The sequence below is a fragment of the Thermodesulfobacteriota bacterium genome (assembly GCA_040753795.1).
In the GTDB taxonomy this organism is placed as follows: domain Bacteria; phylum Desulfobacterota; class Desulfobacteria; order Desulfobacterales; family Desulfosudaceae; genus JBFMDX01.
Map to the genome: position 1 here is coordinate 1 of JBFMDX010000017.1, position 18,461 is coordinate 18,461.

General features: G+C 56.6%; 5 protein-coding genes and 1 tRNA gene. 4 read left to right on the forward strand and 2 right to left on the reverse strand.

Annotation, left to right across the window (positions count from 1 at the left end; all coding sequences use genetic code 11):
• The 3 genes from AB1724_16285 to AB1724_16295 all read left to right on the forward strand — a co-directional run.
• On the forward strand, window positions 1–1,889 hold a 1,889-nt coding region (locus AB1724_16285), incomplete at its 5' end, for a hypothetical protein (GenBank protein ID MEW6079366.1).
• Between the two features lie 116 nt (window positions 1,890–2,005).
• Window positions 2,006–2,836, forward strand: a complete 831-nt coding sequence (locus AB1724_16290; GenBank protein ID MEW6079367.1) for a rhodanese-like domain-containing protein — start codon at window positions 2,006–2,008, stop codon at window positions 2,834–2,836.
• A gap of 49 nt (window positions 2,837–2,885) precedes the next feature.
• Window positions 2,886–15,410, forward strand: coding sequence for a right-handed parallel beta-helix repeat-containing protein (locus AB1724_16295; GenBank protein MEW6079368.1), 12,525 nt, complete (start codon window positions 2,886–2,888; stop codon window positions 15,408–15,410).
• Window positions 15,411–16,190: 780 nt separating this feature from the next.
• Here the strand turns inward: AB1724_16295 and AB1724_16300 are convergent.
• A complete protein-coding gene (locus AB1724_16300) occupies window positions 16,191–17,270 on the reverse strand; it encodes an integrase core domain-containing protein (GenBank protein MEW6079369.1) in 1,080 nt (359 codons plus the stop codon).
• Window positions 17,271–17,369: 99 nt separating this feature from the next.
• Between AB1724_16300 and AB1724_16305 the strand changes: the two genes are divergently transcribed.
• Entirely contained in the window at window positions 17,370–18,137 is a 768-nt protein-coding gene (locus AB1724_16305) for a zinc ribbon domain-containing protein (protein ID MEW6079370.1), read from the forward strand.
• Between the two features lie 184 nt (window positions 18,138–18,321).
• On the opposite strand, the gene AB1724_16310 is transcribed toward AB1724_16305, so the two are convergent.
• A tRNA-Arg gene (locus AB1724_16310) sits at window positions 18,322–18,398 on the reverse strand.
• Window positions 18,399–18,461: the final 63 nt, after the last annotated feature.

Consider the following 18,461-nt stretch of genomic DNA (forward strand, 5'->3'; position numbering starts at 1 on the left):
GGCTCAAGGCTTACCTGTTCACGGAAGCCGGCGCCTATATGGGCCTAAACCAGGTTACCGATGCCGACGGCCGGACGGTTTTTAACCTGCCCGAGCGGGTCTATAAAGTCCGGGCGGATTTCCTCGGTAAACATTACTGGTCCGGGGTTTTTAACTGGGAAGACCGGATCATCGAGATCCCCATGGCGGATGTCGAGATCACCGTCCTGGACGGTGTCCCCCTATCCAATGTGCCGGTCTATGTGTTTTCGGAAGCCGATGCTTATCTGGGCATCAGCGGCGCCACCGGTACCGACGGTAAAATCCGGTTCCGCCTGCCTGCCGGTAACTATAAATTCCGGGCGGATTATCAGAACAATCAATTCTGGAGCGGAACCGCCCAATTGACCGCGGATCAGAATAATCCCGTGAACATTCACACCGGCGGCGGCGTATTCTCCCTGACGGTCATGAAGAGCGACATCCTGCCCATGATCGGCGCGGACTGTTATGCTTTTGACGAGAACGGCGCCTATCTGGGGCTGACGGACGTGACCGACAGCTCCGGCCAGGTCGGTTTCGATTTGTCCGATGGCGATTATAAGTTCCGCGTCAATTATCTGGGGTATATGTACTGGTCGGATTTGCTGACCGTGCCGGACACCCTGGGCGAAACCATGACCATCGCGCATCAGGACACGCAAATTACCGTCAACAGCGTCTATCAGGGCACGGTCCAGCCCCTGGCCGGCGTCAATACGTATCTCTTCACCGATTCAAGCGTTTATATGAACCGGACTAAAGCCACCGATGCCGCCGGACAGACGATCTTCAATCTGCCTGAACAGCCATATAAAGTCCGGGCCGATTACCTGAGCCGTCAGTACTGGTCCGATATTTTCACCTGGCAGGATAAAACCATCACCATCCCCCTGGCCGAGGCGGAGATCACCGTAACCGGCAACGGGCAGCCCCTGTCAGGTATACCCATCTATGTTTTTAATAACGCCGGCGCCTACTTGAACATCAGCGGCGTCAGCGGTTCCGGTGGCCAGGCCACCTTCCGGATTCCGGCCGGTAATTACAAGTTCCGGGCCGATTATCAGGGCAGTCAGTACTGGAGCGCCATTTCCGCGCTGACGGCCGATCAGGTCAATCCGATCCCGATTTCCGTGGGCGGCGGCACTTTTACCCTGACCGTACTGAAAAACGCCACCGACGCCCTGGTCGGGGCGAGTTGTTATCTGTTTACCGGCGCCGGCGCCTACCTGAACAAGTCGGCCGTCACCAGCAGCGAAGGCCAGGTCTCCTTTGAGTTGGCCGACGGTACTTATAAAATCAGGGTGGATTATCTCGGCTACCAGTTCTGGACGGGTGTCTTTACCATTCCGTCCTCGCTTTCCGAAGTGCTGACCATACCGCATAAGAACGTGGCCATAACGGTTACCAGGGACTATCAGGGCCAGACCCCGCTGGCGGGCATCCCCGTTTATCTGTTCAAGCCTTCCGGCGCCTATTTAAGTCAGAGCCGGACCACCGACGTTGACGGCCGGGTGGTGTTCTACCTGCCGGACCAGGCCTACAAGGTTCGCGCGGATTACCTGGGCAGCCAGTTCTGGTCGGCTAACTTCCAGTTTGCGGATACCGCCGTCACCATTCCCCACAACCTGGTGAGGGTCCATGTCCACCGATCGGGCGTTGATGTGGCCGGGGCCGTTGTCTATCTGTTTACCGGCGCCGGCGCTTATCTCAACCGTAACCTGACAACCGACAGTGCCGGCATCGTGGAATTTACCCTGCCGGAAAAAGCCTTCAAATTCCGGGCGGACCAGGGCGGCGCCATGGTTTACAGTTCCGTTGTCAACGTTCTGATGGGGCCGGTGCAAATCGTGGAGATCAACCTGAATTAAAAGATCGTAAGGAGAATAATGCCTTTTTGATCTGGATCACCCGGTCAAGCCGGGTGATGACGAACGTAAAACGATACAAGAATGGATATGTAACCGTTGTTCCCGGGAGTAAGGATATGAAGTATGTCTTACCGACGTTTTATATAATTATCAATCTATTGCTCGCGGTCACGGCCCTGGCCGCCGATCCGGAAACGTCGGGGTTTGCATCTTCGGATTCGTCTCAAAAGTCCCATGACTATACATTGTCGCGGACCATTGACGCGGTGCTGCACAAAAAGCAGCAGGGCAACACCGTCGTGCTGGCGGATGTGCGGGATCGGGCCGAATTTGACCGGTTGCATATCCTTGAGGCCATTCATATACCGTTGTATGCCTTGAAGACAAAATCATATCTGAAAAACGATCTGCTGGTTTTGACCAACAACGGATTTAATTATGGAATTTTGGAGAAAGAGGCCGGCCGACTCCGGGAACAGGGGTTTGATGTAGCCATTCTGCGCGGCGGCATCAACGCCTGGCTGGAAAAAGGGCTTCCCGTCAGCGGCGACGCCATAGCCGGGGAGGATGTCTGGCTGGCGGACCCCGCCGATGTTTATCAGGAAGCGGCGTACAACTCCTTTTTACCGGTGAATGCCTCGGCCCGGCCGGATCAAAATTTTTTTCCCGGCGAGGTCTTGTTGAATCCAGCGGACCAGGCAGCGGATCGGATCAAGAGCTATAACCAGTCCAACCCGGCCGGTTCCGTGCTGGTGTTCAACGAAAGCGGAGAAGGTTATCCGGCCATCCGAAAACAACTTTTATCAGCGGGCGCTACCCGCCTGTTTTTTCTCAAAGGCGGCTTGAATGTCTATAAAATGTATCTTGACAACCTGGCCTTATCCCATGCTCCCCGCGAGCAGAGGGTAAAGTCATACAATAAATGCAAGAGCTGCGGTGATCGATAATCGGAGGTCATATTCCATGACGGCTTTGTTATTCGGCAAGAGGCAGAGAATGGCTGGTAAAGATTTGTTGAATTTCCGGACAACTGTGGCGCGTGCCCTGATCACTTTATTGATGGCGGCGCTGGGATGGATGGCGGCAGGATATCCGGCCGCGGCCGCGACCAATGTCAGCGGAAACATTACCGCAAGTACCACCTGGACGGTCGCGGGAAGTCCCTATATTGTTACTGGCAATGTGACGGTTCGAAATAGCGCGGTCTTGACCATTGCCCCCGGTGCGACCGTAAAGTTTAACGCAGGCACGGGACTGTATGTTTCGTACAGTACGTATACGGGGGCGATTTACGCGGTCGGCACGCAAGAAAATCCTATCACATTTACCTCCAATGCCGCCAACCCGGCGCCGGGCGACTGGAGAGGGATCTATTTTGATAATTATACGACCGATGCGTCTACCCGACTGTCGTACTGCATTGTCGAATACGGCGGTAATACAACCAACGCCAACATTTATCTGGATAACGCATCCCCCACCATCCAGAACTGTACTATCCGCCACAGCAGTGCCCATGGGATATATCTTAATGCCTCATATCCCACCATATCCGACTGCCACATCAGCAGTAACCAGTCCAATGGCATATATAGCGAAAATGGCACGGGTTCGCATACCGGGATGACGATCAGCGGCAATGAATTCGTGTCCAATGGCGGCGCCGCCATCAGCACCTTGGGCTACATCAATAATATAACCGGCAGTTATGGGGCCGGCAATGGTCAGGACCGCATCCAGGTAAGAGCCGGTAATATTACCGGCTCCTGCACCTGGGCAAAACAGGATCTGCCGTATGCCGTCACCGGCAATGTGACGATTCGAAATGGCGCGGTCTTGACCATTGCCCCCGGTGCGACCGTAAAGTTTAACGCAGGCACGGGACTGTATGTTTCGTACAGTACGTATACGGGGGCGATTTGCGCGGTCGGCACGCAAGAAAATCCTATCACATTTACCTCCAATGCCGCCAACCCGGCGCCGGGCGACTGGAGAGGGATCTATTTTGATAATTATACGGCGGATGCGTCTACCCGACTGTCGTACTGCATTGTCGAATACGGCGGGAATACAATCAACGCCAATATTTATCTGGATAACGCATCCCCCATCATCCAGAATTGTATTATCCGCCACAGCAGTGCCCATGGGATATATCTTAATGCCTCATATCCTACCATATCCGACTGCCACATCAGCAGCAACCAGTCCAATGGTATATATAGCGAAAATGGCACCGGGTCGCATACCGGGATGACGATCAGCGGCAATGAGTTCGTGTCCAATGGCGGCGCCGCGATCAGCACCTTGGGCTACATCAATAATATAACCGGCAGTTATGGGTCCGGCAATGGTCAGGACCGCATCCAGGTAAGAGCCGGCAATATTACAGGATCCTGTACCTGGGCAAAGCAGGATCTTCCGTATGCTGTCGCCGGCAATGTGACGGTTCGAAATGGCGCGGTTTTGACCATTGCCCCCGGTGCGACCGTAAAGTTTAACGCAGGCACGGGACTGTATGTTTCGTACAGTACGTATACGGGGGCGATTTACGCGGTCGGCACGCAAGGAAATCCTATCACATTTACCTCCAATGCCGCCAACCCGGCGCCGGGCGACTGGAGAGGGATCTATTTTGATAATTATACGACCGATGCGTCTACCCGACTGTCGTACTGCATTGTCGAATACGGCGGTAATACAACCAACGCCAACATTTATCTGGATAACGCATCCCCCACCATCCAGAACAACATCATCCGACAGAGCAGCCATTCCGGCGTCTATGTCTACGGAACCGGCTGCAATAACGCCGTCATCGATTGCAACAATTTAATAGAAAACGTCCATGGCTTTTACGCTGCCGGCAGCGCGGTGCCAGCCTCCATCGATGGCAACAATTTTATGAACAATTCCGGGTATGGCGCCTATAACAGCACCTCCACCACCACTGTCATCGCCGGGAACAACTGGTGGATCGGAAACGGTACGAATTACAACAATAAAGTGAATGCCGATCCTCTCCGGACTTCCGCCAGTACCTGCGTCGAGGCGCCTCCGCCCAATGTCACCGGCATTACCCCGGCCAATGGCTCCTTTTTCCTTCCGGCCAATGCGCCCCAGGCGGTTGTAGTCACGTTTATTGAATATGCCGACGGGAGTATAGATCTGAACAATTCCCTCTATGCCGTTAAAGATGGCGACGGTAACCCCGTCAACGGCGCCTGGCAGTTGTCCGACGACACGCATTTGATATTTACCCCGGACGGGGGTGTGTTCGGTGAAGCGGCTTATACGGTAACGATCCGGCTGCAGGACAGCGTCGGTAATCAGTCGCCTCAGTCTATCTGCCATTTTGAAGTGGACGGCACGCCGCCGGAGGCTCCGGTGGTCAATCCGGTTCCCGCCCGCACCAGCGCCGGTTCTCAAAGTATTTCCGGGACCAAGGAAGCCTATGCTTCCATATTATTAAATGACACCGAGGTCGTGGCCCATACCGCCTTAACCACCTGGCAATACACGGCCACCCTGGCCGAGGGTGCCAATACCCTTGTGTTTAAGGCAGTCGACCGGGCCGGCAACCAGAGCGCCCCGGCCGCCCCCGTGGAAATCTATTGGGACAATGTTGTCCCCGAGCCGGTCACTACCTTGAGCGCTGACGGCAACGGCGACGGCACCACGGTGAACCTGAGCTGGACCTATAACGAAACCGCCCAGGGGGGTGATGTTGATCATTATGCTGTTTACCGCAACGCCCCGGTGGACGGCGCCTGCGCACTGACCGATGTCTCCGGCCTGACCCCCATTGCCACGGTTCCGTCCGGAACCACCACCTATCAGGCTACCGGCCTGACCCGGGGCAGTTCATACTGCTTTGCCCTGGTGGCCGTTGACGCCACCGACCAGTTTAACCCAGCCGTCAACGCCGTCCTAGCCGCTCCCATTGACACCGGCCTGCCGGCCGAGGCGACCGGTATTTATGTTTCCGATTGCCAGAATAATAGCCTGACTTTTGCCTGGACGCCGTCCGCGTCATCCGACCTTGCCCACCACAAGGTTTTCTTTGATGGTGATACGACCGGCGTCGTCATTCCGGCCGGAACCAATACCTATACCGCCACCGGCTTAAATCCTGCCTCCACCTATACGTTCAGGATCGTGGCCGTGGACAATGACGGTAACGTGGCCACCGGCGTGCAGATCAACGCCGCCACCCTGATCGCCAACCCGACCGGCTTATCGGCGGACGCTCACGACGGGTACGTGAATCTGACCTGGAGCGCGCCGGCGTTAAACGACAGCGTTCCCGTCACCCCCTTCAAGCACTACGCGGTTTATAAAAGCACGGCCCATTTCCCGACGGTGGAAGGTTCTCCCTCGGTCAGCGGCCTGACGCCGGTAACAACGACCTCGTCCACATCCGTCAAAATGTCCAATCTGGTCAACGGTCAGACCTATTATTTTGCCGTGGTCACGGTCAATATCTCCAACGGCAAGACAACCAGCGTCACCGAGATTCCGGCCACCCCCCAGGCCGATTCCCAACCGCCTCAGATCGGCGCCGTCACCTTTAACGGTACCGACCTTTCCGGCAGCACCATCTCGACCTCCGGCACGATCCAGGTCGCGGCCACCGATACGGCCGGCATCAGCCGGGTGGTTTTCATGGTGCTAAAGGGAGGTGACACCGTTTACACCACCACGGACTATTCATCCCCCTACACCTATAATATGAACATCCTGACCCTGGCGAACGGTAATGACTATCTGCTCCGTGTCACGGTTTACGATACCCTGGGCAATCAGAGTGTCCAGGACTTCAATTTTAATATAAACTTGCCCGCGCCGGCCGCACCCCAGATCGTCAGCCCGGCGAACGGTTTTGAGACCAATCAGACCGTCATCACGGTCACCGGTACGGCCGAAGCCCTGTCGACCATCACCTATTACGTCAATGATACGCCTCAGGCGGAGACCGTCACCACCAGCGCTTCCCGTTCTTTTTCCGGCCGTGTCACGCTGGTCAAAGGATCTTCCGACATCACCCCGAACGTTATCAAGGCCAGAGCCGCGAATCGCAGCGGGCAAAGCCCGGACAGCAATTCCGTTACGGTTATCCTGAACACGGCCATACCGGAAGCGCCCGCGCATCTGACTGCGGCCCCCCTGGAGGCCGGGAAAATCAAGCTGATCTGGGATTGTACGGCCACCGATCTGGCCGGGTTTAATATTTATCGCCACACCGCTTCGTTTGATTCAACCGGCGGAGCGACCCGGGTCAACAGCGTTCCGGTGAAAACAATGCAGTATGTCGATGCGCCGACGGAAGGCCTTTACCATTACCGCGTCACCTCCGTCAGCAGCGCCGGCAATGAAAGTCTTCTGTCCAACGAGGTGACCGTTCAATCCGACGCCACCGGCCCGGAAGCGGTCAACATCACTTATACCCCCCAGGGGCCGGTTGATTCAGCCACCGGCGCCATGGGTCCCGGCCGGGTGAACGTTACCCTGCAGGTCAGTGAAGCGCTCATGGCCGCGCCGTTTTTCAGCATGGCGCCTGACGGCGGGGCGCTGATACCGGTTGAACTGACCCGGTTGTCGGATACCCAGTACGCCGGTTATTTTACCGTATCGCCCGGAACCATTTCGGCCATGACCTATGCCGTTTTTTCAGCCCGGGACAAGGTCGGCAACCGCGGCTCCGACATTCAGCAGGAAGAAGACCGCCGGATCCGGATCGACACCCGCGGGCCGGAAGTCCGACGGCTGGAAGTTCAGCCGGCCGCGCCCATTGACAATAACGGTGCCGTGACGGTGACCGCCGTCTTCGGCCTGGATGAGCCGATATCCCAGAGCCTGGACGCGCCAAACATCCAGTGGGCGCTCTCCGGTAACCCGGCGGTTCCTTATCCGATCGATTCCCTGGTGGAAATCGATCCTCCCCAGTCCGATGACGCCCAGACCTGGCAGGCCGTCTTTATCATCCCCGCCATCACCGTCTCTTCGGACAGCGAGGACCTCTCTTTTGTTTTTGAGGGCGTGGATGCTCTCGGCAACGTGGGAACGACCGTTTCCGCCGATAACCAGTTCCAGATTTATAAGGGCGTTCTGCCGTCACTGGCGGCTCCGACCGGCCTTTCCGGAATATCCCAGGCCAGCGGCGTCATCAAGCTGACCTGGAATCCTGTGGACAACGCCTCCGGTTATCAGATTTACCGCCGGGGTCCGAACGAGTCCGAACTGGCGGCATATGGTTCGCCCTTGGGCGGCAATATCACGGAACTGGTTGATGACAGCCCGGCCGGCGAAGGCAGCCACGTTTATGCCGTTACCAGCCTCCGCCAGGTCAACGGCCAGACCGCCGAAAGCGCCCGCAGCGTCACTATAACGGTCATGTCCGATTCCCTGGCCCCGGCCCCGCCCACGAATCTTTCGCTGACGCTTGCGGCCAACGGCATTAATGCCGCCTGGACGCCTCAGAATTACACCGAACCGGTGAATTTCAGTCTTTATCGCGCCGCTTCGGACATTACTTCCATCACGAATATGACGCCGCTGATCAAGGGCATCCCCATGGCCAACACCGCGGTGGTAGATCCCCAGCCGTCCCTGACCGCCCATTATTATGTGGTGGCGGCGGTGGACGCGGCCGGCAATATTTCTGAACCGTCGACGAGCGCTTACCTGGATTTTAGCCTGCTGCCGGTGTCCGCCCTCCATATCAATCAGACGGATCTGGCGGCACCCATTGTCTCCTGGACCCCGCCCGGCAATATAGACGGGTGCAGAATTTATCTGGGTCAAGGGGCCGTCAAAAGGCTCCTCGCCCCCGACTTGATTACGACCAATACCTATACCGATACCGGATACGCCGGCGATCAACGCACCTATACCGTTACGGCCGTCAACGCGCAGGATGTGGAAAGCCTGGAACGCTCCATCACCCTGCCGAAAGTGACCGCCGGCCTGGCCGCCGGCGCCGCCCTCAAGCGCGGCATCATGAACGCCCTGCCGTACACGGTCACCAACCAGTCTTCGACCGACATTACCAACATGGCCCTGAGGGTGGATGTCACCCTGGCCGGCGGCGCCGTCCGTTCGCACCAATCGCCCGCCTTTTCCCTGGCCGCCGGAGAGAGCAAGACCGTGTCGGTCATCGTCGGCGGTTACAGTGACCTGCCCGACGTAGCCAATATGACCACCGTCATCGAGATTACCGAAGACGTCAATGAGACCGTAGAAATCGTCCGGACCGGAGAAATCGAGGTGGGCGACGGCCTGCTGGGCCTGCAACTGACCGCCGAGACCTTCACCCGCGGCGGCGAGGGAATGGTGCGGTTCAGCCTGGAGAACACCTGCGCCGAAGAGATCGAGCTGATTTCCGCGCGGGACTTCGGTAAAAACCCCTCCAACGAGGTGATTTTTTATCTGACGGACGCCGACGGCAACTACCTGGCCGCAAAAAACTACCAGTGCGCCACCGGATCGAACGTCGTGACCCTGTCCGACGGGACGAGCGTGATCCGGATCCCGCCCGGCGGAACGTTCGAGTCGGCCACGACCGCCCTGTCCGTATCGGCCAACGCCCCGGAGAACCTGACGGTCGGGCTGGAGATCGGCCATATTTATTATCATTACCATCAGGCGGATGAAGTCGTTCTGGGCAAGATGAGCACCTCCACGGCCGTGACCCTGACGGATACCACCTACCTGGGCGAAATCACCTCAATCACTCCGGCCGCTTCCACCGGAGACACCGACATCACCATCTCCGGCCGGGCCCTGGAACGGTCGACCGGGGCTCCCCTGGCCGGCGTACCCCTGACCGTGGTCATCACCTGCCGGGGGTTTGAGCGCAAGGTCGTCGTTTACACCGACAACAGCGGCGGATTTGTCTATCTGTTCAAGCCGCCGGCCGGAGAATCCGGCGCCTACCAGGTCTGCGCCGTTCATCCCGAGCTGACCGAGCGGCCTGTTCAGGGCACCTTTGTCATCAACCGGGTCAGTCTGCAATACAATGCCTATAACCTGACCATCCCCAGAAACGACGACCATACCGTGACCCTCAAGGCCACCGCCGGCAGCGGCACGGCCGTTACCAATCTGCGCTTTGAATACCTGGCCGGAGATCAGGCCGGCGGCGTCCTGCCCGCCGGAGTGACGGTCAGCCCCGGCGCGCCAATCAATCTGGCCTCCGGCGCCAACGGCCAGGTCTCCTTTTCCGTCCAGGCGGACGACAGCGCCGCGGACAACGGTCAGATCGTCCTGCGACTGGTCAGCGACAACGGCCCGGCCGGCGGCTGGGCCACCCTGCCGGTCAATCTCCATCTGATCGAAGCCCAACCGGCCCTGTGGTATTCGCCGGATTACGTGGAAACCGGCGTCAACCTGGGGACCTCGGTCACCGAAACCGTTACCCTGGAAAACAAGGGCTACGCCGACCTGGAAGGAGTATCCCTGTCCCTGGTAGACGCCGGCGGCAATGCCGCGCCCAACTGGATCTATATCGCCTCCTCGGCCCAGGTGGGCAACATCAAACCCGGGGCCGCTTCGCGGGTGGATATCGTCTTTGCTCCGCCGTCATCCCAGGCCCAGGGCATCTACTCGCATTATCTGAGGGTGTCCAGCCTCAACCATGCCGCGGTGGATATTCTGTTAAGAGCCATCGTGACCACGGATGTCACCGGCCGGGCCTTGTTCAAGGTCAGCGACATCTACACCGGCACCCCGGATGATAGCGGAACGCCCATTTACGGCCTGGCCGGCGCCAGGATCACCCTGCGGAACGAAGCCACCATGGCGGATTATACCCTGACCACCGACGCCCAGGGCGAGGCCCTGTCCGGTCAGATCCCCGTGGGCAGCTACCTTTACCGGATCCGGGCGGCCAATCACGAGGAGGCTTCCGGCCGGATCTGGATCAAGCCCGGCATCACCCAGGCTCAGGAGGTGTTCCTGACCAGCCAGTTGGTGACGGTGGAATGGGAGGTGGTGGAGACCACCATCGTGGACAGATATGATATTATTTATACCGCCAAGTTTGAAACCGACGTTCCGGCGGCGGTGGTCGTGGCCGATCCGGTCGTGGTCCCGATCCCTTCCGGCATGAAGGTCGGCGACGTCATGAACGGCGAGATCACCCTGACCAACCACGGCCTGATCCGGGCCGATGATGTCGTCATGACCCCGCCTTCGAGCAAGTATTACCGGGTCGAATACCTGGGTGTTCCGGACAGCATCCTTCCCCATCAGAGCGTTTCCGTGCCGTACCGGATCACCTGCCTCCAGGTTTCCGGCGCGACCGGCGAAGAAGGAACCGGCGGGCTGGAAAAGTGCTGCACAGACCACAGGGCCTGCGGCTATACCTCTTATACATATACATGCGCCAATGGAACAACGCTTACTGGCTCCTTTATGAGTTGCTATACATGGAAAGACAACTGCTTTTTCGCAGAGAAATGCATCGACCTTCCGACGGAAAGAGAGGAAGGGGAGGGAAGCATTGACCCGGATAAGCTTGATATGATCAACAAGGACCTTGACGAGCTTGAAAAAGGTGAAGACGGCCTTTTCGGTGGAGACTTTGCGGCGGCCTGCGCCCCCAAACCCGACTGCCCTGAGCCGGACGAGGAGACATGTGAAATAAAAAGCTTTTACTTATTAAATGGCACGATGCAAACCGGCTCCGAGGTTGATCTGCTCCATTTTACCTATACCCGTGAAGACACCGACTTGACCCTCCAGGTGCCCGGCGGCCGGTTCGAGCTGGCCCGGCAGTACCGTGACAAGCAATGGGACTGGGGCCTGGCTAAATACAATCTGAAGATGGAATATTCAGGTTCTCAAATTGATGTAATCGACAAGGACAGTATTAAATACCGCAAGGCAACCGGCACGCCCACGGGCGTCAAGGCATTGTTTACCAATAACAGCTTTAAGATCGCCCAGCAGATGGACGATACCTTTGTCTGGAGCAGCCGGTTCGGGGACGTTAAATATTATAATGCCCAGGGTCGCCTGACGGCCGTGGGCGACGCCACCGGCATCAAGCGCTATCTGCTCTATGACGGTCAGCAGCACGTGTCCGGCTTTGCCGACAGCAACAACCAGCAGTTCCTGTGGCTCACCTATGACGGCAGCGACCGGATCATCGAGGCCGAAGACAACCAGAACCGCCGGGTATCGTACACCTACGACCCGCAAGGCCTGTTGGCCACGGTAACGGACGTGGACAACCGCCAGACCGCCTACACCTATGACGCCGAAGGCCGGCTGACCACGGTGACCCTGCCGGCCGATCCGGGCGCCGATCCCAACGGCTACACCATAACCTACAACGACATGGACATGGTCAAGTCCGTCCAGAACGGCCAGGGTGAAGGCAAGTTCTTCAGTTATAATTATTTTCCGGAGAAAAAGGAGCATTACGCCGCGGTTCAGGACTCCGCCGGACAGCTCCAGGAGATCTGGTACGATGAGTCCGGTTACGTAAGAAGGCGGGACAGCAACGGGCAGACCCTGTTTAACGTAGAAAAGATCGGCCGGACCGAACGCACCACCCTGAACGGCCGCGTGACCATCAAGTACTTTGACGAATGGGGCGATATCGTCAAAATAGAATATCCGGACGGTTCTTCCGTCAGCCGGCAGTACGATCGCGTCTTCCACCGCAAGATCCGCGAGACCGACGAGAACGGCCATGTTACCGCCTATGGCTATGACGCCGAAGGCCGGATGATCCAGAAGACCGAGGCCGCGGGCACGGATGACGAGCGCGTCACCCGCTACACCTACGACGCGGCCGGCAACCTGACCGAGACCCGCGTCATCGGCACGCCGGACATCGTCACCACCATGACCTATGACAGTCTTGGCAACCAGACCTCGGTCACCGATCCGGAAGGCCATACCACCACCTTTACCCACGACCTCATGGGCAATGTCCTGACCCGGATTGATGACGATAACCACGTCTGGACCTATACCTATGACGCCTCCGGCAACATGCTCACCGCCGAAGACCCGCTGCACCGCGTCGTTGCTTACGAATATGACGCCTCCGGCAGAAAGACAAAGGAGATCGGGCCGGACGACAGGCAGACCCGGTTTGAATACGACCTGGTCGGCAACCTGGTCAGACAGATCCAGGTCCTGAACGAAAACGACCCCTCCCAAAACCTGGTCACCCAGTTCGCCTATGCCTATGGCGGCAAGCTGACCGGCACCATTGACCCGGAAGGGGCCGTGACCGATTATGAATACGACTCCCGCGGTCGGCTGGTAAAAACCATCGATGCCGCCGGCAACGAAACTGTCACCGAGTACGGCGACGCGGGCGCAAGCGGCTGTTCCTCCTGCTCCGGCGGCGCGGACCAGCCCATGCGCATCACCTATCCCACGTTCAGCAAGGCCTTTACCTATGACGAGCGCAACCGCAAGGCCGCCGAGCAGGACATCATTTCTCCGTCATCCTCAACCGGGGGATATACCGTCGAGACCCGGTTCGGATATGATCCCGTCGGCAACCTGATCGAAAAAACCGACAAGGACGGCCGGATTACGTATTACGAGTACGACGCCTTAAACCGGCTGGTCCGTGTGACCGACCCGGCCTCGGGCCAAACCTCCTATACCTACGACAACCGCAACAACCTGGTTTCTTTGACCGATGCCGAGGGCCAGACCACGAACTTTGCGTATGACCTGAACAACCGCCTGACCCGGGAGACCCGGCCGGAAGGTCAGCAGACGACCTATGCTTACAATGACTCGGGCAGCCTCTCGGAAAAGCTTGACGCCAAAGGCCAGCGCGCGGCTTACACCTATGACGCCGCCGGCCAGATGACCGAGACCCGGTATTATGACGCTGGCAACGTTCTGGTCAAGACCGTGACGTTCACCTATGACAATGCCGGCCGCCTGACCGGGTATGAGGACAAAAACGGCGCCGGCATCACCTCGTCTTCGGCAGCTTACGTTTACGATGCCGCCGGCAGAAAGACGGGCGAGACGATTAATTTTGGAGACGGGACGTTCAGCAAAACGCATTCTTACGCTTACCTGAAGAACGGCCTCAAGGAGAGCTTTACTGGGCCGGACAACGTCACCTACGGCTATCTCTATGACACGGCCAACCGCCTGGCCGGGGTGCAGATCCCGGATGCCGGCTTTATCTCCGTCAACGATTACTCCTGGAACCGGCCTTCAGGCATGACCCTGCCCGGCGGGGCTGTAAAGGAATTTTCTTACGACCCGCTCATGCGGATCAGCCAGATCACGGCCAAGGACCCGGGCGCCAACGAACTCTTGAATTACAATTATACCCATGACAATATGGACAACATCACGGCCAAAACCACAGAGCACGGGGATTATGGGTATGCATACGACGCCCTGCACCGGCTGACGGATGTTGACAACCCGGAGGCCGTCAGCCTGACGGACGAAGCCTTTACCTACGACGGCGTGGGCAACCGCCTGACCTCGGCGGATCGGGACGGGGCCTGGGCATATAACGAAAATAATGAATTATTGTCATTGCCCAGTTTCAACGAGGAATCCGGTAGCGGCGGCCTTCAGGCCGCCAGTTACGAATACGACGCCAACGGCAACACCGTTAAAAAGACCGTGGACGGCGTGGTCTTCAGCTATGTCTACAACACCGAAGACCGGCTGGCCCAGGTCTGGAACGGCCTGCCGAACTCCGGAACGCTGACGGCGAGCTACTATTATGACCCGTTCGGCCGCAGGCTGTGGAAAGATGTCGGCGGCGCAAAGACATACTTCCATTATGCCGATGAAGGCCTGGTGGCGGAAATAGATGCCTCCGGAACCGTGGTCAAGGCCTATGGCTGGCAGCCGGGCGGAACGTGGGGCACCGATCCGCTGTTCATGAAGAGCGGTGGGAGTTATTACTTCTACCACAACGATCACCTCGGTACCCCGCAGAAGCTGACGGCCAGGAGCGGGGAAGTGGTCTGGAGCGCGACGTATGAGAGCTTTGGCAAGGCCGTGGTTGAGGTTGAGACGGTTGAGAATAATCTGCGGTTCCCGGGCCAATACTACGATGAAGAGACCGGCCTGCATTATAATTGGTGGAGATATTATGAGCCGGGGACGGGGAGATATCTGAGGACGGATCCGAATGGGGTTGAAGGAGGGGTGAACTTTTATGTTTATGCCAGCTCCGAGCCCATTAACCATTTCGATAGTGAAGGATTGGAAACATGTGGTAGTGGGTGGAATGAAGCTTTAGTCCCTGATAATCCCTTTAACTTTCAGTTCTCTGATTGTTGTGTAGCTCATGATGAATGCTATGGAACATGTGGTAATTCTCAGAGACAATGTGATGACAATTTTGAATCATGTATGTTAGGTTCATGTAGCGGAATAACACGCCCAATGAGACAGTCTGTATGTAGAACATGGGCAAGGAGATATGCTAATGCAGTTAGAAGGTTCGGTGCCACAGCATTTAATAATGCACAGGAGCATTGTAGCTGTATAACTCCCCCGCCTTAAAGAGAAGTCGTTGCATTATTATAGAATGGAGGAGAAATGCCAATAATTATTTTTTTTATAGTTATTATCGCACTGAACTTTGCTTTCAGTAAAAAAGTAAAGTCATTAACAAGTGCAGTATATATATCAGCCATAGTTAGTGTTCTAACATCAATTTGTTTCCAAGTGTTGGCTTATATTTTTATGGGCTATTTAGATCCTTTTCTTCCCATTGCATTTGTCATACAGATAGTAATTGCATTTGTGATTGGTTTTGTAATCAACATGTTTATTCTGAAGCTTAAAGGGGACAAGTAGGGGCCGACCGCTCCCCCTCGCCAGGGGCCGTCACAGGCCTTGCAGCTTGTAGGTTTTGACTCCTTGACTGACTACGCCCCGCCTTTGTTATGACCCGGAAGACCGAGGCTTCGGGCACGGACGATGAACGCGTCACCCGTTACACTTCGGCGGGGCACACACCCGTAACCCATTTCTTTTTTAACCGCTCGGTTGGGCAAGGCCTTGTGCCGGCCCTGTCTCCGCCGGGCGTGTACTATACAAAAACTCATACGGGCTAAAAATCAGGCCTATCAAGTGCTCAAGGCAGAAAATCAGATCAAAATCTCATTCGTTTTTTGAGGGTGTGGAGCAGGGCAGAGAGAATTTCCGGGGTTCCAGTCAAAAGTTGGGCTTTTGAAGGCGGGGTTATGGCGGTAGTCGACAAGCCAGTCCGGTTGAATCAGTAAATCCCATCGGCAATCGTTTTATGGATGTGCGGTTTTGGTTATAAAGCGGCTGTCGTCAGGCGGCCTTTTTTACATGGTAATGGTTGAGCAGCCCTCCGAGCATGGGGTCACAAACAACATCTCCGATATCGGCCGGTTGTTCAGGATAGTCAAATCCTTCCGGTATGAGGTTGTCGATGCCTTGGTGAGGCCGCTGCCGGTTGTGATGGGTTTCGATACAGCGCAACACGTGACGAAAGTGCCTTTCTCCCAGGGGGATGATGTTGTCCAGGGTTTCTCTGGCTTCCCGGACAAATCGCTCCGCGTAAGCGTTGCACATGGGGGCATGGGGCGGCGTTTTGACGATTTTAATGCCGTCGGTTTTGATGATGAAATCAAACGGCAAAAAACTGGCGTCCCGGTCGTGGATGATGTAGCGGCAGGATGCCCTGTCATCAGAAAATTTCATGGACAGGTTTCTGGCCTGCTGCTGCATCCAGGCGCTGTCCGGGTTGGGCGTGCAACCGGCAATATGGACGCGGCGGGTGCCAAGGTGGATGAAAAACAACACGTAAAAAGTGACCAGCCCGGTTTTTGTCCAGACCTCTTCGGTAAAAAAGTCAGTGGCCCAGGCGACGTTCAGGTGGGACTGGATAAAGGTTTTCCAGGGCAGGCCCTTTCTCTGGGGCGAAGGCGGCAGGCCGTGCTTCTTTAAGATGTTGGCCACCGTAGTCGGGGCAAGGCAGTGGCCCAGCTTTTTCAGTTCGCCGGCGATGCGGGTATAGCCCATGCGGGCGTTTTCTTGCGCGATTTTTACAATCAGATGCTCGGTCTCTGACGGCGTTTGCGGCCGTCCTGGTTTTTTTTGGGTGTTGTCGAAGGTCCATTTTTCTTTTTTCATGCGCCGGTGCCAGGCCAGCAGAGTCTCCGGCCTGACGATGGAGACGACATCGGCCAGCCAATCCTTGATGGGCAGGCCGTATCGGACCAGAAGGGCTCTTTCGTTTTCCGTAAACCAGATGCGTTTGCCGATTTTGCCGCGCAGGATTTTGACCTGCTGGCGCAGGTAGGCGTTTTCAAGCGCATATCGGGAATTTAACAACAGGCCGAGCTTTTCCGTCAATTGCGCGGCCAGATGAGACAGAGCGCCGTCCATGGATGCCTTTCATTTTTTTGAGTGACTGTGATATTTAAACCCGAGAATAAGTACGCAGTCTTATAGCGGTAACAGCACGTTCAGGTCAATGGTGTTCCGATGATTTGTCCCAAATGTCAGCATGAACAGGATGAAGGCCATCGGGAATGCGTGAAGTGCGGCGTCATCTTTGAAAAATACGAGGCTTGTCAGCAGGCCCTGCATCGGCCTCAGTCGCCGTCCCGGGTTATACCGAAACAGGACAGCACGGAAGAGGGGGACGGGTTCTTTCCCATCATCAAGGAAATCCTGTTCCATGTTCCGGATGAGGTGAACGCCTTCTCCTTCTGGGCGCGGACGATATTGCTGGCGGTGTTGTTTGTCTGGGGCTGGAAACTGATCCTGGCGCCCATTGCCGGCAACACCTCGGGCAACTCTTTCATGCACCTGGTCAATCTGCCGTTCCACGAGGCCGGGCACCTGATTTTCAGTCCCTTCGGCCGGATCATGCGTTCTCTGGGCGGCACCCTGGGGCAGATACTGATGCCCGCGGTTTGCATGGTGGTGCTGCTGATCCAGACCCGGGACACTTTCGGCGCGGCGGTGGTGCTCTGGTGGATCGGAGATAATTTTCTCGATATCGCGCCGTATATCAACGACGCCCGGTCCCTGACCCTGCCGCTGCTGGGCGGCAATACCGGCCGGAGCGCACCATACGGGTTCCATGACTGGGAATTCATCTTAAAGGAGCTTCATCTTGCCCAGTACGATCATTTCCTGGCCAACACGTCCCATAAGCTGGGCGCCCTGATCATGATGCTGTCATTTGTATGGGGGGCCGTTGTGCTGTTCCGGCAGTATAAGACAATGATGCGCCGCCTGACATAAAGCCCTTCTCTCCCAGACAGGTGCCGAAGGTGTTCTTTTTCGACAGGCTTTCTCATGGAATATACCTCCACTCAATCGGCAGTTCTGAAGTTGAAGCGGTCAAGGTCTTTGACAGAGAAATTTGAAAAGTCCCACACGGAAAAAAGAAGGGGCGCAGCCGGTAGCCGCAACCCCTTGAATTTGCTGGCGCGCCTGGAGGGACTCGAACCCCCTACCTACGGATTAGAAGTCCGTTGCTCTATCCAGCTGAGCTACAGGCGCGGAAAAATCAATTGTCCATTACCATACGACCCCGGTGATGTCCATAAAAAAAATTGGCCCGTA

What these genes read in the sequence shown, in the direction of transcription:
- AB1724_16290 (MEW6079367.1), top strand. Translation starts at nt 2,006, where the DNA reads ATGAAGTATGTCTTACCGACGTTTTATATAATTATCAATCTATTGCTC.
- AB1724_16305 (MEW6079370.1), top strand. Translation starts at nt 17,370, where the DNA reads ATGATTTGTCCCAAATGTCAGCATGAACAGGATGAAGGCCATCGGGAA.
- AB1724_16300 (MEW6079369.1), bottom strand. Translation starts at nt 17,270, where the DNA reads ATGGACGGCGCTCTGTCTCATCTGGCCGCGCAATTGACGGAAAAGCTC.
- AB1724_16295 (MEW6079368.1), top strand. Translation starts at nt 2,886, where the DNA reads ATGGCTGGTAAAGATTTGTTGAATTTCCGGACAACTGTGGCGCGTGCC.